This is a genomic window from Cellulomonas chengniuliangii (assembly GCF_024508335.1).
Taxonomy (GTDB): Bacteria; Actinomycetota; Actinomycetes; order Actinomycetales; family Cellulomonadaceae; genus Cellulomonas_A; species Cellulomonas_A chengniuliangii.
In genome coordinates this window covers 2,788,169-2,810,032 of record NZ_CP101988.1, presented here as the reverse complement: position 1 = coordinate 2,810,032, position 21,864 = coordinate 2,788,169, and the positions used below count along the sequence as shown (strand labels likewise).

The 21,864-nt window shown below is 75.3% G+C and carries 17 protein-coding genes; 7 read left to right on the top strand and 10 right to left on the bottom strand.

Annotated elements, in window-relative coordinates; translation table 11 throughout:
- Window positions 1-24: 24 nt before the first annotated feature.
- Genes galK through NP064_RS13005 form a run of 6 tightly spaced genes read right to left on the bottom strand, consistent with a single transcriptional unit; the run spans window position 25 to window position 6,406 of the window.
- Complete coding sequence (galK, locus tag NP064_RS13030) at window positions 25-1,260, bottom strand: galactokinase (protein WP_227570443.1); 1,236 nt, start codon at window positions 1,258-1,260, stop codon at window positions 25-27.
- Window positions 1,257-2,447, bottom strand: coding sequence for a galactose-1-phosphate uridylyltransferase (galT, locus tag NP064_RS13025; RefSeq protein WP_227570444.1), 1,191 nt, complete (start codon window positions 2,445-2,447; stop codon window positions 1,257-1,259). The genes galK and galT overlap by 4 nt, the downstream gene beginning before the upstream one ends.
- Window positions 2,444-3,259 carry a DeoR/GlpR family DNA-binding transcription regulator gene (locus tag NP064_RS13020; protein WP_227570445.1) on the bottom strand — a complete coding sequence of 272 codons (816 nt, stop codon included), beginning with the start codon at window positions 3,257-3,259 and terminating at the stop codon, window positions 2,444-2,446. The genes galT and NP064_RS13020 overlap by 4 nt, the downstream gene beginning before the upstream one ends.
- A 58-nt stretch (window positions 3,260-3,317) precedes the next feature.
- Complete coding sequence (locus NP064_RS13015; RefSeq protein ID WP_227570446.1) at window positions 3,318-4,484, bottom strand: Mrp/NBP35 family ATP-binding protein; 1,167 nt, start codon at window positions 4,482-4,484, stop codon at window positions 3,318-3,320.
- Window positions 4,485-4,533: 49 nt separating this feature from the next.
- The gene (locus NP064_RS13010; protein ID WP_227570447.1) at window positions 4,534-5,109 is read right to left on the bottom strand and encodes a DUF1003 domain-containing protein; all 576 of its coding nucleotides are present in this window, start codon (window positions 5,107-5,109) and stop codon (window positions 4,534-4,536) included.
- Window positions 5,102-6,406: a magnesium transporter MgtE N-terminal domain-containing protein gene (locus NP064_RS13005; RefSeq protein ID WP_227570448.1), complete on the bottom strand. Its 1,305-nt coding sequence runs from the start codon at window positions 6,404-6,406 to the stop codon at window positions 5,102-5,104. Before NP064_RS13005 ends, NP064_RS13010 begins: the two co-directional genes overlap by 8 nt.
- Window positions 6,407-6,536: 130 nt before the next feature.
- On the opposite strand from NP064_RS13005, the gene NP064_RS13000 reads away from it, so the two are divergent.
- A complete protein-coding gene (locus NP064_RS13000; protein WP_227570449.1) occupies window positions 6,537-7,193 on the top strand; it encodes a YflT domain-containing protein in 657 nt (218 codons plus the stop codon).
- 7 nt (window positions 7,194-7,200) lie between these two features.
- Here the strand turns inward: NP064_RS13000 and NP064_RS12995 are convergent, their stop codons facing one another.
- The gene (locus NP064_RS12995; RefSeq protein WP_227570450.1) at window positions 7,201-8,748 is read right to left on the bottom strand and encodes an aminopeptidase P family protein; all 1,548 of its coding nucleotides are present in this window, start codon (window positions 8,746-8,748) and stop codon (window positions 7,201-7,203) included.
- A gap of 75 nt (window positions 8,749-8,823) precedes the next feature.
- On the opposite strand from NP064_RS12995, the gene NP064_RS12990 reads away from it, so the two are divergent.
- Window positions 8,824-9,666, top strand: coding sequence for a PHP domain-containing protein (locus tag NP064_RS12990; RefSeq protein WP_227570451.1), 843 nt, complete (start codon window positions 8,824-8,826; stop codon window positions 9,664-9,666).
- Entirely contained in the window at window positions 9,663-10,286 is a 624-nt protein-coding gene (locus NP064_RS12985; protein WP_227570452.1) for a MarC family protein, read from the top strand. The genes NP064_RS12990 and NP064_RS12985 overlap by 4 nt, the downstream gene beginning before the upstream one ends.
- Window positions 10,287-10,386: 100 nt before the next feature.
- On the opposite strand, the gene NP064_RS12980 is transcribed toward NP064_RS12985, so the two are convergent.
- Window positions 10,387-12,108 (bottom strand): DEAD/DEAH box helicase, encoded by a 1,722-nt coding sequence (locus NP064_RS12980; RefSeq protein ID WP_227570453.1) that lies wholly within the window; start codon window positions 12,106-12,108, stop codon window positions 10,387-10,389.
- 220 nt (window positions 12,109-12,328) lie between these two features.
- On the opposite strand from NP064_RS12980, the gene NP064_RS12975 reads away from it, so the two are divergent.
- On the top strand, window positions 12,329-13,006 hold the full coding sequence (locus NP064_RS12975; protein WP_227570454.1) for a ferritin-like fold-containing protein: 678 nt from the start codon (window positions 12,329-12,331) through the stop codon (window positions 13,004-13,006).
- A 99-nt stretch (window positions 13,007-13,105) separates the two neighbouring features.
- Here NP064_RS12975 and NP064_RS12970 read toward each other — a convergent pair whose 3' ends face one another.
- Together NP064_RS12970 and NP064_RS12965 are read right to left on the bottom strand one after the other, a co-directional pair.
- Entirely contained in the window at window positions 13,106-13,330 is a 225-nt protein-coding gene (locus NP064_RS12970; protein ID WP_227570455.1) for a DUF3107 domain-containing protein, read from the bottom strand.
- Window positions 13,331-13,382: 52 nt separating this feature from the next.
- On the bottom strand, window positions 13,383-14,030 hold the full coding sequence (locus NP064_RS12965; RefSeq protein WP_227570456.1) for a TetR/AcrR family transcriptional regulator: 648 nt from the start codon (window positions 14,028-14,030) through the stop codon (window positions 13,383-13,385).
- 87 nt (window positions 14,031-14,117) lie between these two features.
- Between NP064_RS12965 and NP064_RS12960 the strand changes: the two genes are divergently transcribed.
- Genes NP064_RS12960 through NP064_RS12950 form a run of 3 tightly spaced genes read left to right on the top strand, consistent with a single transcriptional unit; the run spans window position 14,118 to window position 21,859 of the window.
- Complete coding sequence (locus NP064_RS12960) at window positions 14,118-15,053, top strand: DUF3152 domain-containing protein (protein ID WP_227570457.1); 936 nt, start codon at window positions 14,118-14,120, stop codon at window positions 15,051-15,053.
- A gap of 54 nt (window positions 15,054-15,107) precedes the next feature.
- The gene (locus NP064_RS12955; protein ID WP_227570458.1) at window positions 15,108-18,419 is read left to right on the top strand and encodes an ATP-dependent helicase; all 3,312 of its coding nucleotides are present in this window, start codon (window positions 15,108-15,110) and stop codon (window positions 18,417-18,419) included.
- The gene (locus NP064_RS12950) at window positions 18,416-21,859 is read left to right on the top strand and encodes an ATP-dependent helicase (protein ID WP_227570459.1); all 3,444 of its coding nucleotides are present in this window, start codon (window positions 18,416-18,418) and stop codon (window positions 21,857-21,859) included. The genes NP064_RS12955 and NP064_RS12950 overlap by 4 nt, the downstream gene beginning before the upstream one ends.
- Window positions 21,860-21,864: the final 5 nt, after the last annotated feature.

Here is a 21,864-nt window from a genome sequence, read left to right as displayed (position 1 = left end):
TGACGCCAGGGGCGTCCGCGCAGGTCACGTGGCGGGTCCAGCCGCCGTCGCCACGAGGAAGGCCGGTGGGGCGAAGCCGCGCGCGGCGAACGCCTGCGCCACCGCCTGCTCGACCTGCGCGACCCGCTCCACGTCGACGAGCGCGATGGCCGATCCGCCGAAGCCGCCGCCGGTCATCCGGGCGCCGAGGGCCCCCGCCGCGCGGGCCGACTCGACGGCGACGTCCAGCTCCACGCACGACACCTCGTAGTCGTCGCGCAGAGACGCGTGCGAGGCGTCCAGCAGCGGGCCGGCCTCCTGCGCGCGGCCTGCGTCGAGCAGTTCCACGAGCGCCTCGACACGCTCGATCTCGGAGACGACGTGCCGCACCCGCCGCACGGCAGTGTCCGGGTCCTCCGAGGCCTCGGTGAGGCGTGCGAGCGCGGCCGCCAGCCCGTCGCCCGGCGTGACCTCGCGCAGCGACGCGACCCCGAGGGTGCGCGCGGCGGCCTCGCAGGTGGCGCGTCGGGCGGCGTACTGGCCGTCCACCAGGGAGTGCGCGGCGCGGGTGTCGACGACCAGCAGAGCGAGGCCGTCGGCGGCGAGGTCGAACGGGACGTGCCGCACCGAGGAGTCCAGGCAGTCGAGCAGCAGGGCGTGCTCCGCGCGGGCGCGCAGCGACGCGGACTGGTCCATGCCCCCGGTGGGAGCGCCGGCGATCTCGTTCTCAGCCCGGACGCACGCGGCGGCGAGGACCGTGCGTCCCGCGTCGTCGGGCTCCTGGGGGGAGCCGGCGAGGCCCAGCCCGAAGGCGTCGTCCAGGGCCACGGCGACCGCCGCCTCGAGGGCGGCCGACGAGGACAGCCCGGCGCCGTACGGGACGCACGAGTCCACGACGGCGTCGAAACCCCGCACCGGCAGCCCGCGCTCGGCGAGCGCCCAGGCGACGCCCGCGACGTAGGCGGTCCACCCCGCGACGGCCCCGGGCGCCACGTCCGCCAGCCGCAGCTCGCGCACGGCGCCGGGCTCCTGCGCGGACGCGAGGCGGATGAGGTCGTCCTCGCGGGGCCGCAGGGCGATGTGGGTGCGGTGCGGCAGCGCGATCGGGAGGCACAGGCCGCCGTTGTAGTCGGTGTGCTCGCCGATGAGGTTCACCCGACCAGGCGCCGACCAGGCGCCGGGGTCCGCTCCGGCGCCGAACCGCGCCGCGAAGAGCTGTCGCACGCGCGCCTCGCCCTCGGGCAGCGACCAGGCGTCGACCTGGGTGGGGGTCGTGCTCATCGGGCTGCCTCCTGCAGGCGGGCGGCGATCCGCTCGGGGGTCGTGTCGCTGATCCAGGCGCCCACGCCGGACTCGACGCCGGCGAGGTACTTGAGCTTCCCGGGCGCGCGCAGCACCGAGAAGACCTGCAGGTGCAGCCTGCCGAGCTCGCGGCCCTCGCCGACGACGGCCTGGTGCCAGCCGGAGATGTACGGCAGCGGGATCGCGGAGCCGTCGGGCCCCACGAAGAACCGGTCGAGCCGGCCGAGCAGGTCCAGGTAGACGACTGCCAGGTCGTCCCGCTCGGCGTCGCTCAGCCCGGGCAGGTCGAGGACGTCGCGATGCGGCGCCAGGTGCACCTCGACCGGCCACCGGGACGCGGCGGGGACGTACGCGGTCCAGTGCTCGGACTCCAGGACGACGCGCACGCCGGCCTTGCGCTCCCCGTCGAGGATGTCGCGGTGCAGGTTGCGGCCGGTCGCCGCCTGGTGCGCCGCGGCCTGGCGCTGCATCGCCTGCGTGCGCGGGGCGACGAACGGGAACGCGTACACCTGGCCGTGCGGGTGCGGGAGCGTGACGCCGATCTCCTTGCCACGGTTCTCGAAGCAGAACACCTGCTCGATGCCGGGCAGCGCGGAGAGCTCGCGGGTGCGGTCCGCCCACGCCTCGATGATGGTGCGCATCCGCCGCGGGCCCACCGCGCCGAGGCTGCTGGTGTGGTCGGCGCTGAAGCAGACCACCTCGCAGCGGCCGGCCGCGGGGCGCGCCCGCCAGAGGTCGGAGCCGTCGACGTCCCACCCGTCGTCGAGCCCCGTCCCGGGGACCTGCATGAGGGCGGGGAACCGGTTCTCGAAGACCACCACGTCGTAGTCGGTGTCCGGCACCTCGCCGTCCGAGTACTCGGCGCCCGGCCGGGCGGGGCACAGCGGGCACGAGTCCGCGGCGGGCAGGAAGGTGCGGTTCATGCGGTGCGACGCCATCGGCACCCACTCGCCGGTGAGCGGGTCCAGGCGCATCTCGGGTCCCTGGAACGGGCGCGGGGCGCCGTCCTCGCCCGGCACGTCGGCGTACCGGTCGGCGAGCGGGCGCGGGTCGTCGAGGCGGCGGGTCCGCCCGCCGGAGACGTACGGCTCGGTGTCGTCGAAGTACAGGAGGTCGCGGCCGTCGGCGAGCGTGGTGGCGGTGCGGCGGACGCGGGCGGTGGTCATGGCGCTCCAGGTGCGGGCGGGGTGGCGGGGGGAGAGGGGGCGAGCAGCAGCCGTTCGACGTGCTGGGCCAGCGCGCGCCGCGCAGGCTCGGGCAGTCCGGCGTCGGTGACCAGCACGTCGATCTCGTCGAGCGCGACGATCTGGGCGAGCCCGACGACGCCCCACTTGGTGTGGTCGGCCAGCACGATGAGCCGTGCCGCGCACCCCACCAGCGCGCGGTCGGTCGCCGCCTCGAGCAGGTTGGGGGTGGTCAGCCCGTCCGGGTCCATTCCGTGCACGCCCAGGAACGCGGTGTCCACGCGCAGGCGGGACAGCGAGTGGTCGGCGACGGGGCCGACGAGCGCGTCCGAGGGGGTGCGCGCACCGCCGGTGAGGATCACGTCGAGCCCGGGGCCGGCGCCGTGCAGGGCCTCGGCGACGGGAAGCGAGTTGGTCACGACGGTGAGAGGGCGCAGCGCCGGGTCGGTGGCGATCTCCCGCGCGAGGAGGTGGGTGGTGGTGCCCGCGGACAGGGCGATGGACTGCCCGGGCTCGATCAGGCGCACGGCCTGTGCGGCGATCGCGGCCTTCTCGGCGGCAGCCCAGCCCTGCTTGGCCTCGAAGCCGGGCTCGTCGGTGGCCCGGGCGCGGGCGTCGAGCGCGACGGCGCCGCCGTGCACTCGACGCACGAGCCCGGCCTGGGCCAGCTCGGTGATGTCCCGGCGCACGGTCATGTCGGAGACGCCGAGCTCGTCGACGAGCTCGGCCACGCGCACGGCGCCGTGCGCGTGGACCGCTGCCAGGATGCGCTCCTGGCGAAGGGAGGCCAGCATCCGAACAGTATTCACCATTTCCGAACAGCAACCAACAATCGATTGCTGTTCGGCGCCGTCAGCGTCCTGCGGGGGTGAGCCCCAGCGAGCGGCCCGCGAGACCGCGCGAGCGCGACGCCAGGCTCCGCGCCACACCGCGCAGCGCCACCGCCGCGGGGGAGTCCGGGTGCGCCAGGACCACCGGGGTGCCGGCGTCCCCGTCCTCGCGCAGCGCCACATCGAGCGGCACCTGGCCCAGCAGCGGGACCTCGGAGCCGTTCATCCGCGACAGGTTCTCCGCCACGCGTGCGCCGCCACCGGCGCCGAACAGCTCGAGCCGGGAGCCGTCGGGCTGCTCGAGCCACGACATGTTCTCGACCACGCCGACCACGTTCTGCCGGGTCTGCTGGGCCACCGATCCCGCGCGCTCGGCGACCTCCGCCGCGGCGACCTGTGGGGTCGTCACCACCACGACCTCGGACGTGGGCAGCAGCTGCGCCACGGAGATGGCGATGTCGCCCGTGCCGGGCGGCAGGTCGAGCAGCAGCACGTCCAGGTCGCCCCAGAACACGTCGGAGAGGAACTGCTGCAGCGCTCGGTGCAGCATCGGGCCGCGCCACACCACCGGCTGCCCCGCGGGCACGAACATGCCGATCGAGACGACCTTCACGTCGAAGGCCACCGGCGGCATCAGCATGTCGTCGACCTTCGTCGGCGGCTGCGTGACGCCCAGCAGGCGGGGGATCGAGAACCCGTAGATGTCAGCGTCGACCACGCCCACCCGCAGGCCGTCGGCGGCCATCGCCACCGCGAGGTTCGCCGTCACGGAGGACTTGCCCACGCCGCCCTTGCCCGAGGCGATCGCGTACACCTTGGTCAGCGAGTTCGGCTGCGCGAACGGGATCACCGGCTCCGCCGAGTCGCCGCGCAGCAGGGTGCGCAGCTCCGCGCGCTGCTCGGCGGACATCACGCCCATGTCGACGCGGACGTCCGTCACGCCCTCGACGGTGCGGGCAGCCGCGGTCACGTCGGTGGTCAGCGTCGCCTTGAGCGGGCAGCCCGCCGTCGTCAGGTCGACGCCCACGACGACCAGGGGGCCGCCGCCGGTGGCCGCGCCAGGCGTCACCTCGACGGAGCGGACCATCCCGAGCTCGGTGATGGGCCGGCGGATCTCCGGGTCCAGCACACCGGCGAGGGCGGCTCGCACGGCATCGGCGAGGGCAGCGGGGTCACGGGGGAACGACATGCCCCCATGGTAGGTCGGACCAGCGCGGAAGCCGATGGGCCCTAGGTCGCTACGAGACGTCGCCCGTGCGTGGTTCGCGCGGCCCGCCCACGCCGTCGTGCTCCACGTCCCGCTCACGCTCCGCATCACGCTCGGCCTCACGGTCCGCCTCGCGCTCGGCGACCAGCTCCTCGAGCAGGTTGCGCATCTCCGAGCGGACGAAGTCGCGCGTGGCGACGTCGTTCAGCGCGATGCGCAGCGCCGCCATCTCCCGGGCGAGGAACTCGGTGTCGGCGAGGTTCCGCTCGGAGCGCTGCCGGTCCTGCTCCATGGTCACGCGGTCACGGTCCGTCTGGCGGTTCTGCGCCAGCAGGATCAGCGGCGCCGCGTACGAGGCCTGCAGGGACAGCATCAGGGTCAGCGCGGTGAACCCGAGCGCCGCCTTGTCGAACTGCACCGTCGCGGGCGCCCAGGTGTTCCAGGCGATCCACGCGAGGCAGAACAGCGACAGCCACACCAGGAACCGCGGCGTGCCCATGAAGCGGGCGATGCCCTCGGAGACCTTGCCGAAGGCGTCCTGGTCCAGCCGGATCTTGGGCAGGAGGCTGCGACGCGCCTCCTTCGGGGTGTCGAGCCGGTCAGCCACGTCGCCCCGCGTTCCGGGAGACGCGCGTGCGGGCCGCAGGTGTCGGCACGTGCTCGTCGTCCGTCTCGCGCCAGTCCTCCGGCAGCAGGTGGTCCAGCACGTCGTCGACGCTCACCGCGCCCAGCAGCCGCCGCTCGGCGTCCACCACCGGCAGGGCCAGCAGGTTGTAGGTCGCGAGCAGGCGCGTGACGTGCAGCAGGGGCGCGTCGGCGGACACGGCTTCGATGTCCGTGTCGACCAGCGCGCCGATCGCCTCGTGCGGGGGGTCGCGCAGCATGCGCTGCAGGTGCACGACGCCGATGAACCGGCCGGTGGGCGTCTCGAGCGGCGGGCGCACCACGAACACCATCGAGGCCAGCGCGGGCGCCAGGTCTTGGCGGCGCACATGCGCGAGCGCGGCCGCGACGGGGGTCTCCGGCCCGAGGATCACCGGCTCGGTGGTCATCATGCCGCCGGCGGTGTTCTCCTCGTAGGCGAGAAGGCGCCGCACGTCGCGGGCCTCCTCGGGCTCCATGAGCTCGAGGAGCTCGGCAGCCTGCGCGTCGGGCAGCTCGCCCAGCAGGTCCGCGGCGTCGTCGGGCTGCATCGCCTCGAGCACGTCGGCCGCGCGGGTGCGCTCCAGGCCGGACAGGATGGCGACCTGGTCGTCGCCGGGGAGCTCCTCGAGCACGTCGGCCAGTCGCTCGTTGTCCAGCGCGGAGGCGACCTCCATCCGCCGCGTCGTGCCCAGGTCGTGCAGCACGTCGGCGAGGTCGGCCGGCTTGAGGTCCTCGTAGCGGGCGAGCATCAGGGCCGCGCCCTGGGCCACGTCGGCGGCGGAGAGCCCGGTCACGGCGTCGACCGGCACCAGGACCGTCTCGCCCCGGCGGCGCAGCAGGCCGCTGCCGGGGGCGGAGCGCCGCACGAAGATCTGCGTCACGCGCCAGTCGCCGTCGCGCTGGCGCTCCATCGCGACGTCCTCGATGGTCCCGGTGCCCGACCCGTCGACGAACGTGACCGTGCGGTCCAGCAGCTCGCCGACGACGAGGGTCTCGGAGGGGCGCTGCTCGAAGCGCCGCATGTTCACCAGGCCGGTGGAGATCACCTGGCCCGGGTCGATGGCGGTGACCCGCGTGAGCGGGAGGAAGACCCGGCGGCGGCCGGGCACCTCCACGACGAGGCCCACCGCGCGCGGGGCGCCCTTGAGCCGGACCAGCGCGACGACATCGCGCACCCGGCCGACCTGGTCACCGAGGGGGTCGAAGACGGTGGTGCCGGCGAGGCGCGCGACGAAGACCCGGGTCCCTGCGCTGCTCACGCTGGTCAGGATAGACGTGCGCGGCCTCTCGCGCCCCGACAGCCCCCCGGGCGAGACGTGTCCGCGGCGCGGCCGGCCCGCGCCGACGGTGATCCTGGCGTGGGCGCGCGCGGTGGGGGAGGATCGAGGTATGTCGTTCACCCGTCAGACTCGCGTCCCCCAGGCTCCCACCCTGCCCAAGGGTGAGCTGGTGGCGTCCTACGGCACGTACCTCGAGGCGCAGCGGGCCGTGGACCACCTGGCCGACAAGCAGTTCCCGGTGCAGAACGTGACCATCGTGGGCACCGACCTGCGCATGGTCGAGCGGGTCACCGGCCGCTTGTCCTACCCCCGCGTGGCCCTGGCCGGCCTCGCCTCAGGCATGTGGTTCGGCCTGTTCGTGGGGCTGCTGCTGACCTGGTTCTCCTCGGGCTCCGGCTCGACGCCGCCGCTGCTCGCCGCGATCCTCATCGGCGCGGCCTTCGGCGTGCTGTTCTCCGTGATCACCTACGCGTTCACCGGCGGCAAGCGGGACTTCACGTCCTCCTCGCAGATCGTCGCCGCGCAGTACGCGGTGCTGTGCCTGGCCGAGCACGCCCACCGGGCGCGGGCGCTGTTGCACGAGGTCGGCGGCGTGCAGTCCGGCTGGCCGGCGCGACCCGCGGCGCCCAACCCGGCGCTCCCGCCGTCCGACCCGTCGGCCAGCCACCCCACGCCCCCGGGCGCGCAGCCGCCGCAGCAGCCGAGCGGCTCGCCGACGGCGCCCCCGGTCCAGCCGCCGGCGGCGCCGCCCCAGCCTCCCGCCTGAGCGCGGATCAGGCCTGGCGGCCCTGGAGCCGCGCCATCCAGGCCTCCACCTCGGCGGGCTCGCGCGGCAGCGCGGCGGAGAGGTTCTCGTTGCCGTCCTCGGTGACGAGCACGTCGTCCTCGATGCGCACCCCGATGCCCCGGTACTCCTCGGGCACCAGCAGGTCGTCGCTCTTGAAGTACAGCCCGGGCTCGATGGTGAACACCATGCCCGGCTCGAGCGTCGCGTCGAGGTAGAGCTCGCGGCGGGCCAGGGCGCAGTCGTGCACGTCGAGGCCCAGGTGGTGGCTCGTGCCGTGCACCATCCACCGGCGGTGCTGCTGGCCCTCGGGGGACAGGGACTCCTCGACCGAGACCGGCAGCAGGCCCCACTCGCCGAGCCGCGCCGCGATGACCTCCATCGCCGCGGCGTGCACGTCACGGAACTTGGCGCCGGGAACCGCCACCGCGAACGCGGCGTCGGCGGCGTCGAGCACGGCCTGGTACACGCGGCGCTGCACGTCGGTGTAGACGCCGTCGACGGGCAGCGTGCGGGTCAGGTCCGCGGTGTACAGCGAGTCGACCTCGACGCCCGCGTCGATCAGCACGAGCTCGCCCGGCCGGACCCGGCCGTCGTTGTCGGTCCAGTGCAGCGTGGTCGCGTGGTCGCCGGCGGCGGCGATCGTCTCGTAGCCGACGTAGTTCCCCTCGAGCCGGGCGTGGCCGAGGAACGTCCCCTCGATCACCCGCTCGCCGCGCCGGTGCGCCACCGCCGCGGGCAGCTCGGCGACGATCTTCTCGAACCCGGCGATCGTGGTCGCCACGGCCTCGCGCATCTGCTCGACCTCGTGCGCGTCCTTCACCAGCCGCAGCTCGGACAGCGCCTCGGCCAGGCGCTCGTCGGCCTCGCCGGCGTCCTCCGCGGCGCGGATCTCCTCGACGACCGCCTCGACGGCCTCGTCGACCCCGGGCACCACGACCAGCCGCACGCCGTCGGGGCCGACGTCCTTGGCGAGCGCGTCCCGCAGGTCGTCGAGGTGCGCGGTGCGGATGCCGGTGAGCGTCTCCAGGTCGGCGAACGTGGGCCGGGCCCCGACCCAGAACTCCCCGTACCGGGCGTCGGAGAAGAACTCCTCGCTGTCCCGTCCGGCCGGCGGGCGCACGTACAGCACGGCGCGGTGCGTTCCGGGGGCGCCGGAGCCGGTGTCGTCGGCCTCGCCGTCGGGGTGCAGGACGAGCACCGCGTCGGGCTCCTGCTCGACGCCGAGGCCGGTGAGGTGCGCGAACGCCGAGTGCGGGCGGAACCGGTAGTCGGTGTCGTTCGACCGCACCTTGAAGGCCCCCGCCGGGATGACCAGGCGCTGGCCGGGGAACTGCGCGGCCACGCTCGCCCGGCGCCGTGCGGTGTGCTCGGCCGCCGGCCCGGGCTCGGTGGACAGGTCGGGCCGGGCGCCCCACCCCGAGGCCATGAACTCCTTGAACGCGGCGGAGGCGGGGCGCTGGGAGCGGTTCTGGCCTCGGCTCTCCAAGGGCTGCTCGTCCGACGGCACGGTCTCGGGGGTCACGTCCTCGCTCATGCTCCCATCCTCCCACCCGGAGGTCCCAGGACGGTCGGCGTCAGAGCCTTGAGCTTGGGCACCTAGGGTTATCCGGTGCGCATCGACCTGCATACCCATTCCACGGCCTCCGACGGGACGGAGAGACCCTCCGACGTCGTCGCCGCAGCCAGCCGGGCCGGCCTCGACGTCGTCGCCCTCACCGACCACGACACCACCGCCGGGTGGGACGAGGCGGCCCTGGCCGCGCGAGAGCACGGCGTGGCCCTGGTGCGCGGCACCGAGGTCTCGGCGCGCTCCCACGGGACCAGCGTGCACCTGCTGTCCTACCTGCAGGACCCCGCCCACCCGGCGCTGCTGTCCGAGATCGAGCAGACCCGCGCCGCGCGGCTCGGCCGCGCCCAGACGATGGTCGGCCTGCTCGCCGAGGACTACCCGGTCACCTGGGAGGACGTCGTCGCGCAGTCCGGGCCGGACACCGTCGTGGGGCGCCCGCACATCGCCGACGCGCTGGTCGCGCTGGGCGTGGTCCCCAGTCGTGACGCCGCGTTCGCGGACCTGCTGACCGCGCAGAGCCGCTACTACGTGCCGCACCACGCGCCCGAGGCCGTCGACGCGGTGCGGGCGATCCGCGCCGCCGGCGGGGTGCCGGTCTTCGCGCACCCCGGCGCGACCTGCCGCGGGCGCATCGTGCCCGACGAGGTCTTCGACGAGTTGGCCGACGCCGGGCTCGCGGGCCTCGAGATCGGCCATCGCGACCACTCGCCCGAGCAGCGCACGCGCCTGCTCGGGATCGCCGCACGGCTCGGCCTGCTCGTGACGGGCTCGAGCGACTACCACGGCGCCGGCAAGCTGAACGAGCTGGGGGAGCACCTCACCGACCCCGCGGTGCTGGACGCCATCGAGGAGCAGGGGGACAGCGAGGTGGTGCGCCCGTGAGCGAGATCTTCGACCTCCGCCTCTTCAGCGAGGTCTTCATCACGCTGTTCGTGATCATGGACCCGCCCGGCGTCGTGCCGATCTTCCTGGCGCTGACCAGCACGCTGACCCGCGCCCAGCGCAACCGGTCGGCGCGCCAGGCGGTGCTGGTGGCCCTCGGCGTCATCGTGGCGTTCGCGGTGTTCGGGCAGCAGCTGCTCTCTTACATGCACATCTCACTGCCCGCCCTGCAGGCCTCCGGAGGCCTGCTGCTGCTGCTCGTGGCGATGGAGCTCCTGACAGGGAAGATGGAGGAGCCGCAGCCCTCGGGCGCGAAGGGCGTCAACGCGGCCATCGTGCCGCTGGGCACCCCGCTGCTCGCCGGCCCTGGCGCCATCGTCGCCACGATGGTGTTCGTGCAGGGCAGCGACGGCGACGCGTCGTCGTGGGTGTCGATCACCCTCGCGCTGCTCGCCGTGCACGTCTGCCTCTTCCTGGCGATGCGCTTCGCGAACGTGGTGCACCGGGTGCTCGGCGACTCCGGCACGATCCTCATCTCGCGCATCGCCGGCCTGCTGCTCGCGGCCATCGCCGTCCAGCTCGTCGCCGACGCGGTCATCGCGTTCGTCGCCAGCGCCTGACGCCAGCCGCCCTGGCGGCGGGACGACGAAGGCGGGCCATCCACGGATGGCCCGCCTTCGTCATGTCACGCGCTCAGCGCGCTTGTCCCTCGTCGAGGGATCACGCGTCCGCGGTGGCGGATCCCGTGGCGGGGGCGCCGGCGTTGTCCCCGCGGCGACGAGTGCGCCGACGGGGACGACGGGAGCCGCCCTCGGACGGCGCGCCGCCCGCGGCAGCGTCAGCGGCCGGCGCCGCCGCAGGGGCCTGCGCCTCGGGCGTCGAGGGGGCGTCGGCGCCGGAGTCGGCGGACGCGCCGCGACGACGGCGCTGGCGGCTGCGGCCCTCGCCGTCGGCCGGGGCGGACTCGTCCGCGCGGGGGCCACGGCTGCGGCCCTCGCCCTCCGAGCCGGAGCCGGAGTCGGCGCGGCCCGAGCCGCCGCGGCCCGCGCCGCGGTCACGGCCCGCGTCAGAACGCGCTGGACGGCCGACGCGCTTGCCAGTCTCGCCCAGGTCCTCGAGCACCTCGGCGTCCAGCCCGGCGCGGGTGCGCGCCGAGCGGGGCAGCCGGCCCTTGGTGCCCTCGGGGATGCCGAGGTCCGTGTACAGGTGCGGCGAGCTCGAGTACGTCTCCACAGGCTCCGGGATGCCCAGGTCGAGCGCCTTGTTGATCAGGCCCCAGCGCGGCACGTCGTCCCAGTCGACGAACGTCACCGCGGTGCCCTTGTGCCCCGCGCGGCCGGTGCGGCCGGTGCGGTGCAGGTACGTCTTCTCGTCCTCGGGGCACTGGTAGTTGACCACGTGCGTCACGTCGTCCACGTCGATGCCGCGAGCGGCCACGTCGGTCGCGACAAGCACGTCGACCTTGCCGTTGCGGAAGGCCCGGAGCGCCTGCTCGCGGGCGCCCTGGCCCAGGTCGCCGTGGATGGCGCCCGCGGCGAACCCGCGCTCGATCAGGTCGTCGGCCACCTTGGCGGCCGTCCGCTTGGTGCGCGCGAAGACGATCGTCAGGCCGCGGCCCTCGGCCTGGAGCAGTCGGGCGAGCACCTCGACCTTGTCGAGCGCGTGCGCGCGGTAGACGACCTGCTTGATGTTCTTGACGGTCTGGCCGCCGTCGTCCGGGTCGTTGGCGCGGATGTGCGTCGGCTGCGTCATGTACCGGCGGGCCATCGCGACGACAGCGCCCGGCATGGTGGCCGAGAACAGCATCGTGTGGCGCGACGCGGGCGTCCGCGACAGGAGCTTCTCGACGTCGGGCAGGAAGCCCAGGTCGAGCATCTCGTCGGCCTCGTCGAGAACCACGCAGCGCACGCGGGACAGGTCGAGGTAGCCCTGGTTGAGCAGGTCGATCATGCGGCCCGGGGTGCCGACGACCACCTCGACGCCGTTCCTCAGGGCGTCGACCTGGGGCTCGTAGGCCCGGCCGCCGTACAGCTGGACGATGCGCACGGAGCGCTGCGACGACGCGGTCTGCAGGTCGCCCGCGACCTGCACGGCGAGCTCGCGGGTCGGCACCACGACCAGGGCCTGCGGCTTGCCCGGCGCGGGCAGCTCGTCGTAGCCCGGCTCGCCCGGAGCCACGACACGGTGCAGCAGCGGGACGCCGAAGCCCAGCGTCTTGCCGGTGCCGGTCTTCGCCTGGCCGATGATGTCGTGGCCCGCCAGCGCGACCGGCAGCGTCATCGCCTGGATCGGGAAGGGGTGGGTGATCCCGGACGCCGCGAGGGCCGCGACGATCTCGGGGCGGACGTCGAAGTCCGCGAAGGACGGGTCGGTGGCCTGCACGCTGGACGGGCTGTGGTCAGCCGCCGCGGCGCCGGCGATCTCCGGCTCGATGGTGGTCATATGCGACTCTTCACTGCTGGGGTGGCAAGCCGCACGCTTCCCGTGGCTCGTCGCCGGGTCGGGAGCGGGCATCGCCACGCGATGGCCGGCAGCCGATCGTGAAAGTCAGTCGCGCGGGGCGCTTGGAGCGCTGCCGGCGCGAGGCGGTCGAGACGACCGGGCAACCGATGTACGGGGCCATCCTATCGGACGGCGCTCCGCGCGGAGATAGGATCCTCCGATGACTCCGACGCTGCGCACGGACACCCCTCAGGTCGAGTCCGGCGCGGACACGATCGAGCTGCTGGGCCTGGTCGCCCAGCTCGAGTTGCTCTCGTTCACCCGGTTGGCCGCCGACTCCGCGCAGGCCCCCACGCTCGAGCAGCGCCTCGAGCTCAGCCGGTTCGCGGCCGCCTCCGTGGAGCGGCGCGACCGGGTGCTGAGCCGCATCGCCGAGCTGGGCGGCGACCCGGTCTCGGCGGTCGCGGAGTTCGAGCACGTGCTGGACGACTTCGACGCGCGCACCCAGCCCGGCTCCTGGTGGGAGCGGCTGCTGACCAACTACGTCGGCTACGGCGTGGCCGAGGACTTCTGCCGCATCGCCGCCGCAGGGCTCGACGAGCAGTCCCGCGACCTGGTCCTCGAGGTGCTGGGCGACTCCGAGCGCGGGGACCTCACCGTGGCCGCGCTGGGCGCCGCCGGCTCGGGCGACGCCGTGCTGGTCTCGCGGCTCGCGCTGTGGGGACGGCGGCTCGTCGGCGAGTCGCTCGGCGTGGTGCAGGCGCTGCTCGTGTCCCGTCCAGGGCTGGTGCGCCTGGTCGACCGTGGCGCGGCCCAGGAGGGCGCCCCGGCCAAGTTGTTCGGCGAGCTCACGGCCCAGCACACCCGGCGGATGGGCCGCCTGGGACTCACCGCCTGACGAGAACGGGCGCGGCGCCGCCGTGCGGGTTCGCCCCGCCGGCGGGCTCCGCGCCCGTCCCTCGTCCTGCGGGAGCGTCCTCGGTGGGACGCCCCCGGCTCAGATGGTGCCGAAGCCGACCCGGCCCTTGGCCTCCGAGCCGATCTCCACGTACCCGATCGACGACGTCGGGATGATGAGGCGACGGCCGCGCGAGTCGAGGAGCTCGAGCGCCGGCTTGCCGGCGAGCGCCTCCGCGACGAGCGAGGCGACCTCGTCGGCGCTCTGGTCGGACTCGAGCACCAGCTCGCGCGTCTGGTTCTGTACACCGATCGTGATGTCCACTGACAACGTCTCCTCGCAGCTCTGGTCGGTCCTGATCATGTGCCCTGGCAGGTCAGGCAGAGGGACCGCTCACCATCCTAGGTCGGTCGTCGTACTCGAAGTCGTCCCGGACCAGCCCGGCGACCCCGCCCCAGGCGAGTCGCGCCACCAGGTCGGCCGCCTCGGCGGGCCCGGGGCCGTCTGGGGATCGGAACCGGTGGGTCGCGGCGACCTGGGCCATGGCGGTCATCGAGGCCGCCAGCATCGCGGCGCTCGGCCCCGGCAGGCCGGTGACGTCGACGAGCACCTCCGCGATCCGACGGGCCGCCTCGGACGTGACCCGCTCCACGTGCTCCCGCACACCGGCGTCGCGGGTCACGTCGGACTCGAAGAGGAGCGAGGAGGACTCTCCCGCGATCTCGACGAAGTCGACGTACGAGCTCACGATGGCGCAGACCACGTCGCGGCCCTCGCCAGGGCGCACCGGCCCGCTCACGACGGGCGCGACCGCGGCCTCAACCGCGGAGAGCAGCTCGGCGCCGCGCTGGTCGACCACCGCGAGGTACAGCTCGAGCTTCGAGGGGAAGTGCCGGTAGAGGACGGGTTTGCTGACCTCGGCATGGTCGGCGATGTCGTCCATGGAGACGTGGTGGTAGCCCTCGGTCGCGAACAGGCCCTGGGCGATGCGCAGGACCTGGGCGCGCCGCGCGTCGCGGGGCATCCGGGGATTCCGGGGCTTTCCAGCCGTGGCGTCCTTCACTCTGTGATCGTAGCCACGGCGCCTCCGCCAAGGTGCGAAGATGTGCCGATGGCCGCGCTCGAGGAGTCCGGGACGACCCGGGCAGGGACCCGCCGCGCCGCTGCGCGCGCGAGGCGGCGGCGCCGGCGCGCCGTGCTCACGACCGTCGCCGTCGCGGTGGCGCTGGGCGGCGCGGGCGGCTGGCTCGGGCCCGCTGGCGGGCTCGAGAGGCTCCGCCCTCCGCAGCAGCCACCGCTCGCCGAGCCGTCCGTCGATTGGGCCGACCTGGTGCGCTCCGAGTCCGCGTCGCGCAGCGCGGACCGCGCCGAGCTGCCGTCCGACCCCGCGCAGGGGGCATCGGCCGAGATCGACGACCCTCCCGCCGAGGTGCTGCTCGGCGACGGCGCCGCGGAGCTGCCGGCCCCTGGCTCGGGACTGGCGGAGAGCGACGTGGCGGCCGGGCTGCTCTCCCTCGACGTGCCCCGCGCGGCTGGTGGGGCCCTGGTCGTCGTCCCGGGAGCCCAGCCGGCGCCGGGGCCCGGCCAGGTCCGCACCATTCGCATCGAGGTCGAGGCAGGCCTTGACGTCGACCTCGGGCTGTTCGCGCACACCGTCATGAGCACGCTCAACGACCCGCGCGGCTGGGGCGCCGACGGATCGATCACGTTCGCCCGCACAGACGGCGACGCGGACCTGCGGGTGGTGCTCGCCTCGCCCGACCTGGTCGACGAGATGTGCGCGCCGCTCGAGACCGTCGGCAAGGTGTCTTGCGGCATCAAGGGCCATGCCGTGCTCAACTACCTGCGCTGGGTCGAAGGCTCCCAGTCATGGGGTGGCGACAAGGTCGGCTACCGCCAGTACCTGGTGAACCACGAGGTCGGGCACATCCTCGGCCACCGCCACGAGTACTGCGGCGGCGCTGGGCAGGTCGCCCCGCTGATGCAGCAGCAGACCGGGCCCATGTCGCCCTGCCTGCCGAACCCGTGGCCCGCGAACGACGTCTGAGCGTGCCGGGGCGCGGCTTCCCGCGATGTCAGCGGGCCGTGATGTGATCGACCCGTGAACCGCCCCACCCCCACCGCGCTGCGGCTCGTGCGCCCGGCGCTCGCCGAGGCGGCGGCCTCGGCCGGGCCCGTGCTCGACCCCGACCAGCGCGCGGTGGTCGACGCGGTCGTCGCCGGCCGGTCGGCCGCTCTGCTCGTGCTGGGCGCGCCGGGGACGGGGAAGACCACCGTCGCGGTCGAGGCCGTCGTGGCCGCCATGGCCGCGGGCGGCCTCGCGCCGGAGGACGTGCTGGTCCTGGCCGCGAGCCGCCGCGCCGCGGCAGAGCTGCGGGACAGGCTCTCCGCTCGGCTGCGGCTCACCTCTGGCCAGGCCATGGTGCGCACCGCTCCCGCCGCTGCCTTCGCGGTGCTGCGGGCCCGGGCCGCGCTGCTGGGCGACCCGCCGCCCACGCTGATCTCCGGCCCTGAGCAGGACCTGCTGCTCGCCGAGCTGCTCGCCGGTCATGCCGAGGGCGAGGGCGCCGCCCTCGAGTGGCCGGCCGCCGTCCCCCCCGAGGCCCTGGGCTTGCGCGCCTTCCGCGACGAGCTGCGGGACCTGCTGATGCGCGCGGCCGAGCGCGGCCTCATGCCTGTCGACCTCGCCGAGCTGGGCGCGCGCCACGACCGGCCGGCCTGGGTGGCCGCCGCCGGGCTCTACCAGGAGTACCTCGACGTCACGCTGCTGCGTGCGGGCACGCCAGACATGGGCGCCCGGCACGACCCCGCTGTGGTGGTCGACGAGGCGTCCGAGGCGCTCCTGGCCTGGGACGACGAGGTCGCCGCCGCTCCGCGGCCACGCTGGCGGCTGGTCGTGGTGGACGACCACCAGGAGAGCACCGCGGCGACGGCGCGGCTGCTGCGGGTGCTGGCCGACGACGGCTCCCGGCTGCTGCTGCTCGGCGACCCCGACGTGGCTGTCCAGGGATTCCGCGGCGCCAGCCCAGCACTCGTCGCCCGCGCGACGGTCGACGGCGACGGGCCCGGCGAGCTGGGCGCCGAGCGGCTCGTCCTCGGCACGGTGTGGCGGCATGGCGAGCGGCTCCGCGAGGTCGTCTCGGCGGTGACGTCGCGCGTGGGCGCCCTCGGGGCGGTGGCACACCGGCGCGCGCAGGCCGTCGGCCCGGAGGCCGCCGATGCCACCGTGCGGGCAGAGGGCGCTTCAGGCGCCGGACCAGACGGCGTCCAGGCGGGCGTCGGCGAGCGCCGGGCCCCCGGCCTCGCGCGCGTGGCCATCCTGCCGAGCGCGGCGCAGGAGTCGGCGTACGTCGCGCACGCGCTGCGCAGCGCCCACCTGGAGCGCGGCGTCGCCTGGGAGCGGATGGCCGTGATCGCCCGGTCCGGGTCGCAGGTGACCGCTCTGCGCCGGGCCCTGGCCGGCGCCGGAGTCCCGGTGGCCGTGCTCGGCAGCGACGTCCCGCTGCGGGAGGAGCCCGCGGTGCGGCCGCTGCTCGAGGCGGTGCGCTGCGTGCTGCCCGCCGCGGACGGCACAGCCGCCCCGCTCGACCCCGAGGCCGCGGCCCGGCTGCTGTGCTCGCCCCTGGGCGGCCTCGACGCCGTGGGACTGCGCCGGGTCCGCCGAGCGCTCCGCACCGAGGAGATCGACGGCGGTGGCGGGCGCAGCAGCGACGCCCTGCTCGCCGAGGTGCTGGCCGACCCGGCGCACGCCGCCACGCTGCCCGCCGTGGTGCGCCGGCCCGTGCTCCGGCTGGCCGAGGTGCTCGCCGCCGGTCGCGCCGCGGCGCTCGCGCCCACCGCCGACCCGCAGACCGTGCTCTGGGCGTTGTGGCACGCCACCGGGCTCTCCGACACGTGGCGCAGGGCCGCGCTCGCGGGCGGCGCGTCGAGCGCCCGCGCCGATCGGGACCTCGACGCGGTCCTCGCGCTGTTCCGGGCGGCGGAGACCTTCGTCGACCGCCTGCCTCAGGCGCCGCCCGGGGCGTTCGTGGACTGGGTGCTGTCCCAAGACCTCCCCGCCGACACGATCGCCGCGCGGGCTCACCGTGACGCCGTCGCGGTGCTCACCCCGGCCGGGGCGGCCGGCCGGGAGTGGGACACGGTGGTCGTCGCCGGCGTGCAGGACGGTGTGTGGCCGGACCTGCGGCTGCGGGACTCGCTGCTCGGCGCGCAGACGCTCGTGGAGGTCCTCGCGGGGCGGGAGCCGGACGCCGGGCAGCTCGGCGCGGGCGCCCGCGCGGCGGTGCTCGCCGACGAGCTGCGCTCGTTCGCGGTGGCGGTCTCCCGGGCGAGGGACGCCCTGCTCGTCACGGCGGTGGCGGACGCGGACACCCAGCCGTCGCCGTTCGTCGAGCTCGTCGACCCGTGCGAGGCGGACGTGGACCCCCGCAAGGTGATGAGCCCCGCGCCGCTCGACCTGCGTGGGCTCGTCGCGCAGCTCCGCGCCCACCTGGAGGCCACGGCGGTGGGCGGGCAGCCCGACCCCGCCGCGGCCACGCTGCTGGCCCGGCTCGCCCGGGAGGGCGTCGAAGGCGCCGACCCCGCCCAGTGGCACGGCCTGGCCGAGCCGTCGTGCGACGCGCCGCTGTGGCCCGAGGGAGAGAAGGTGCCGGTGTCCCCGTCGAAGGTCGAGACCGCCTCGACCTGCGCCCTGCGGTGGGCCCTCGAGGCGGCGGGCGGCACCGCGGCCGAGAGCTCCGGGCAGTCGCTCGGCACGCTGGTGCACGCCATCGCGCAGACCTACCCGCACGGCTCCCACGACGAGCTCCTGGCCGAGCTCGACCGCCGCTGGGCCGAGCTCGGCCTCGGCACGGGATGGCCCGCGATGGTGCAGCGCCGCCGGGCCGAGGGCATGATCCGGCGGCTCGCGCAGTACGTGCGCTCGTCAGGGGAGCCGCTCCTGGTCGAGGGCCGGTTCGAGCTCGAGCTGGACCGCGCCGTGGTGCGCGGCAGCGTGGACCGCGTCGAGCTCGCCTCCGACGGCGGCCCGGACGAGGCGCCGCTCGTGCGGGTGAGCGACCTCAAGACCGGTCGCAGCGCGCCGTCGGTGGCCAAGGCGGAGGAGAACGCGCAGCTCGGGGCCTACCAGCTCGCGGTCGACTCGGGCGCGTTCGACGGCCTTCCGCCGGGCGCCCGGAGCGCGGGGGCGCAGCTCGTGTTCGTGTCCGACGTCGCCAAGGGACCCACGCTGCGGGTGCAGCCGCCGCTCGAGCAGCAGGAGGACGGGTCCACCTGGGCGCGGACCCTGATCGAGGACGTCGCCGAGCAGATGGCGGGGTCGACGTTCACCGCGTCGGCGAACGACCTGTGCTCGCGGTGCCCGGTGCGGCGATCCTGCCCCGCGCAGGACGAGGGCGCGCAGGTGGTCGAATGAGCACCGTGATGCCCGCCATGCCCGCCGCCGACTCGCCGTCCTCCGTGGCGCTCTCCGCGGCGGCGATCGCCGAGATGCTCGGCAAGCCCGCCCCCACGGCGGAGCAGACCGCCGTCATCGAGGCGCCCCTGCGCCCGTCCCTCGTGGTGGCCGGAGCAGGCTCCGGCAAGACCGAGACGATGGCCGGCCGGGTCGTCTGGCTGATCGCCAACGGCGTCGTGGCGCCCGAGCAGGTGCTGGGCCTGACCTTCACCCGCAAGGCCGCCGGCGAGCTGGGGGACCGCGTCCGCCACCGGCTGCGCCACCTGGCCCGCGCCGCCGCCCACTCCGGGATCGTCCTGCCAGGGCTCGCCGCCGCCGAGCAGGGGGCGGGTCTTCTCGACCTGGCCCGGCCCACCATCTCGACGTACAACTCCTACGCCGCGTCCTTGGTCACCGACCACGCCATGCGGCTCGGCATCGAGCCGACGTCGCGGCTCTTGGGCGAGGCCGCCCAGTGGCAGCTCGCGTCCGAGGTCGTCGAGTCGTGGACCGGGGACCTCGACACCGAGGCGGCCGTCTCGACCGTCGTCGAGGCCGTGCTCAGCCTCTCGGGGGCGCTGGACGAGCACCTGCTCACCCCGGCGCAGGCGCAGGCCGGCATCGAGGACATCATCGAGGCCATCGGCGCCACCCCGCCGGGGGAGCCTCCCCGGGCGCACTACGCGGCCGTGCAGAAGCTGCTCGGGTCGCTGGGGGAGCGCAGCAGGGTGCTCGACCTCGTCGAGGACTACCGCCGGCGCAAGCGGGCTGCCGACGCCCTCGACTTCGGGGACCAGGTCGCCCTCGCCGCCCGCCTGGCCCGGGACGTGCCCGAGGTCGGCGCCGGGGAGCGGGCCCGCTTCGCGGTGGTCCTGCTCGACGAGTACCAGGACACGTCCTACGCCCAGCTCAGCCTGCTCGCCGCGCTCTTCGGCGCCGGCCACCCCGTCACGGCCGTCGGCGACCCCCACCAGTCGATCTACGGCTGGCGTGGGGCGAGCGCCGGCGGGCTCGAGCGGTTTCCCGAGACCTTCCCCATCGTGGACCCGGGCTCCGGGGACCGGCGCCCGGCCGACGTGCACCAGCTGTCCACGTCGTGGCGCAACGACGAGGCGATCCTCGCCGCGGCGAACCAGGTGGCGACGCCGCTGCGGCGGGCGAGCACCCGGGTGGAGGTGCCCGAGCTCGCCGTCCGCCCAGGCGCGGGTCGCGGCCAGGTGCTCGCCCACGTCGCCGCGACCGTCGAGGAGGAGGCCGCCGCGGTGGCCCGATTCCTCGCCCGGCGCTGGCGCCCCGCGGGCCCTGGGTCCGCGCGGGTGACGGCCGCGGTGTTGTGCCGCAAGCGCTCCCAGTTCACGGCCCTCGGCCGCGCGCTGCGCGAGGAAGGGCTGCCGGTCGAGGTCGTGGGGCTCGGCGGGCTGCTCTCCGCCCCCGAGGTCGTCGACCTCGTGGCCGCGCTGCAGGCGGCGCACGACCCCTCCCGAGGCGACGCGCTGATGCGGCTGCTCACCGGCGCGCGCACGCGGTTGGGCGCCGCCGACCTGCACGCCCTGGCCGCGTGGTCCGCCGAGCTCGCCGCCGGGCTGGGGCGCCGCCGGGCGCCCGCGGTCGACCAGCAGGACGTGGTGCTCGAGGGCGACGTGGTGGACGAGCGGAGCATCGTCGACGCGCTCGACCAACTGCCGCCGCCGGGCTGGGCGAGCCCGTCGGGCAGGTCGCTCAGCGAGACGGCCCGCACGCGGCTCGCCGAGCTCAGCCAGTTGCTGCGCGTGCTGCGCGCCCACACCTACCTGTCACTGCCCGAGCTCGTCGGGGAGGCCGAGCGGCTGCTCGGCCTCGACATCGAGGTCGCCGCGCGCGCCGGGATGTCCGCGGGCCGCGCCCGCGCGCACCTCGACGCGTTCCGGGACGTCGCCGTGCGGTTCTCCGACAACGCCGACAGCCCCACGCTGGGCGCCTTCCTGGCGTGGCTCGCCGCCGCGGAGTCCCACGAGCGGGGCCTCGACATGCCCGTCGCCGAACCCGATCCCGACGCGGTCCAGCTCATCACGATCCATGCGGCCAAGGGCCTGGAGTGGGACATCGTGGCGGTCGCGGGCATGGTGGACGGCGGGCTGCCGGCGATCCGGACGTCCGGCAAGGACGGGCCACGCGACTCCGGGTGGCTGTCCGGGCTCGGCACGCTGCCCTATCCGCTGCGCGGGGACCGCGCCGACCTGCCGACGCTCGAGTGCGCTGGCGCGGCCGACCCCAAGGACCTCGAGGAGCGGCGGCGCCTGTTCGAGCAGGCGTCCGGCGACCACCAGGTCGCCGAGGAGCGGCGCCTGGCCTACGTGGCGCTGACCCGCGCGCGGTCGGCGCTGCTCTTGACCGGAGCCTGGTGGGGCGAGGCGCAACGCCCGCGACCGCCGTCGATCTTCCTCACCGAGCTCGTCGAGGCAGGACTCGTCGAGGACGCGGGCTGGGCGGCGGAGCCCGAGGCCGGCGCCACCAGCCCGCGCGAGTCCGGCGAGCAGCCCCCGGTGTGGCCCGCGGACCCGTTCACGCGGGGCAGCGCCCACGGCGGGTCGCGGCGTGCCGCTGTCGAGTCGGCCGCCGCCGCTGTCCGCGCGAAGATGGCCGCGGGGGCCGTGACCGAGCCTGGCGGCGCCGTCGTCGACGCGGGGACGCGGTGGGACCGCACCGCCGAGCTGCTCCTGCGGGAGCGCGAGGGCGCCCAGCGGCCGTCGACCGACGTCGAGCTGCCCGCGCACTTGTCCGCGTCCGCAGTCGTGCGCCTCGCCTCCGACCCGCAGGAGTTCGCGCGGGCGCTGCGCCGGCCCGTGCCCCTCGAACCGTCGCCGCAGGCCCGCCGCGGCACCGCGTTCCACGCCTGGGTCGAGGGCTGGTTCGGGTCCTCGGCGCTGGTCGACCTCGACGACCTGCCGGGCGCCGACGACGACTCGGTGCCCGTGGACGCCGACCAGCGCGCGCTGCGCGAGGCGTTCTTGGCCACCGAGTGGGCGCAGCGCACGCCCCTCGAGGTCGAGGTCGACATCGAGACCGTCGTCGCGGGGTACGTCCTGCGCTCCCGGGTGGACGCAGTGTTCCGCGACCCCGAGCACCCGGAGCTGGACGACGCCGTGGTCGTCGTCGACTGGAAGACCGGCGCGCCGCCCACCGACCCGCTCGCCGCCGCGGCCCGGGAGCTGCAGCTCGCCGTGTACCGGCTCGCGTGGTCGCGGTGGAAGGGCACGCCTTTGGACCGGGTCAGCGCGGCGTTCTGCTACGTGGGCGCCGGACGGACGGTGCGCCCTGAGCGGCTCCTCGACGAGCACGAGATCACCGCGTTGCTCGAGGCCGCCGCCGCACGCCGCGAGACCGCGGGGGACGGCGCCGAGGCTGCCGTGTCGACTGTGGCAGCCGCCCGGCAGGTCTGAGGCCG

Coding starts and splice junctions, on each gene's coding strand:
- NP064_RS12995 (WP_227570450.1), bottom strand. CDS start 8,748: ATGAGCGAGGACGTGACCCCCGAGACCGTGCCGTCGGACGAGCAGCCC.
- NP064_RS12960 (WP_227570457.1), top strand. CDS start 14,118: ATGGCCGCGCTCGAGGAGTCCGGGACGACCCGGGCAGGGACCCGCCGC.
- galK (WP_227570443.1), bottom strand. CDS start 1,260: ATGAGCACGACCCCCACCCAGGTCGACGCCTGGTCGCTGCCCGAGGGC.
- NP064_RS13000 (WP_227570449.1), top strand. CDS start 6,537: ATGTCGTTCACCCGTCAGACTCGCGTCCCCCAGGCTCCCACCCTGCCC.
- NP064_RS13020 (WP_227570445.1), bottom strand. CDS start 3,259: ATGCTGGCCTCCCTTCGCCAGGAGCGCATCCTGGCAGCGGTCCACGCG.
- NP064_RS12965 (WP_227570456.1), bottom strand. CDS start 14,030: ATGCCCCGCGACGCGCGGCGCGCCCAGGTCCTGCGCATCGCCCAGGGC.
- NP064_RS12975 (WP_227570454.1), top strand. CDS start 12,329: ATGACTCCGACGCTGCGCACGGACACCCCTCAGGTCGAGTCCGGCGCG.
- galT (WP_227570444.1), bottom strand. CDS start 2,447: ATGACCACCGCCCGCGTCCGCCGCACCGCCACCACGCTCGCCGACGGC.
- NP064_RS12950 (WP_227570459.1), top strand. CDS start 18,416: ATGAGCACCGTGATGCCCGCCATGCCCGCCGCCGACTCGCCGTCCTCC.
- NP064_RS13015 (WP_227570446.1), bottom strand. CDS start 4,484: ATGTCGTTCCCCCGTGACCCCGCTGCCCTCGCCGATGCCGTGCGAGCC.
- NP064_RS12980 (WP_227570453.1), bottom strand. CDS start 12,108: ATGACCACCATCGAGCCGGAGATCGCCGGCGCCGCGGCGGCTGACCAC.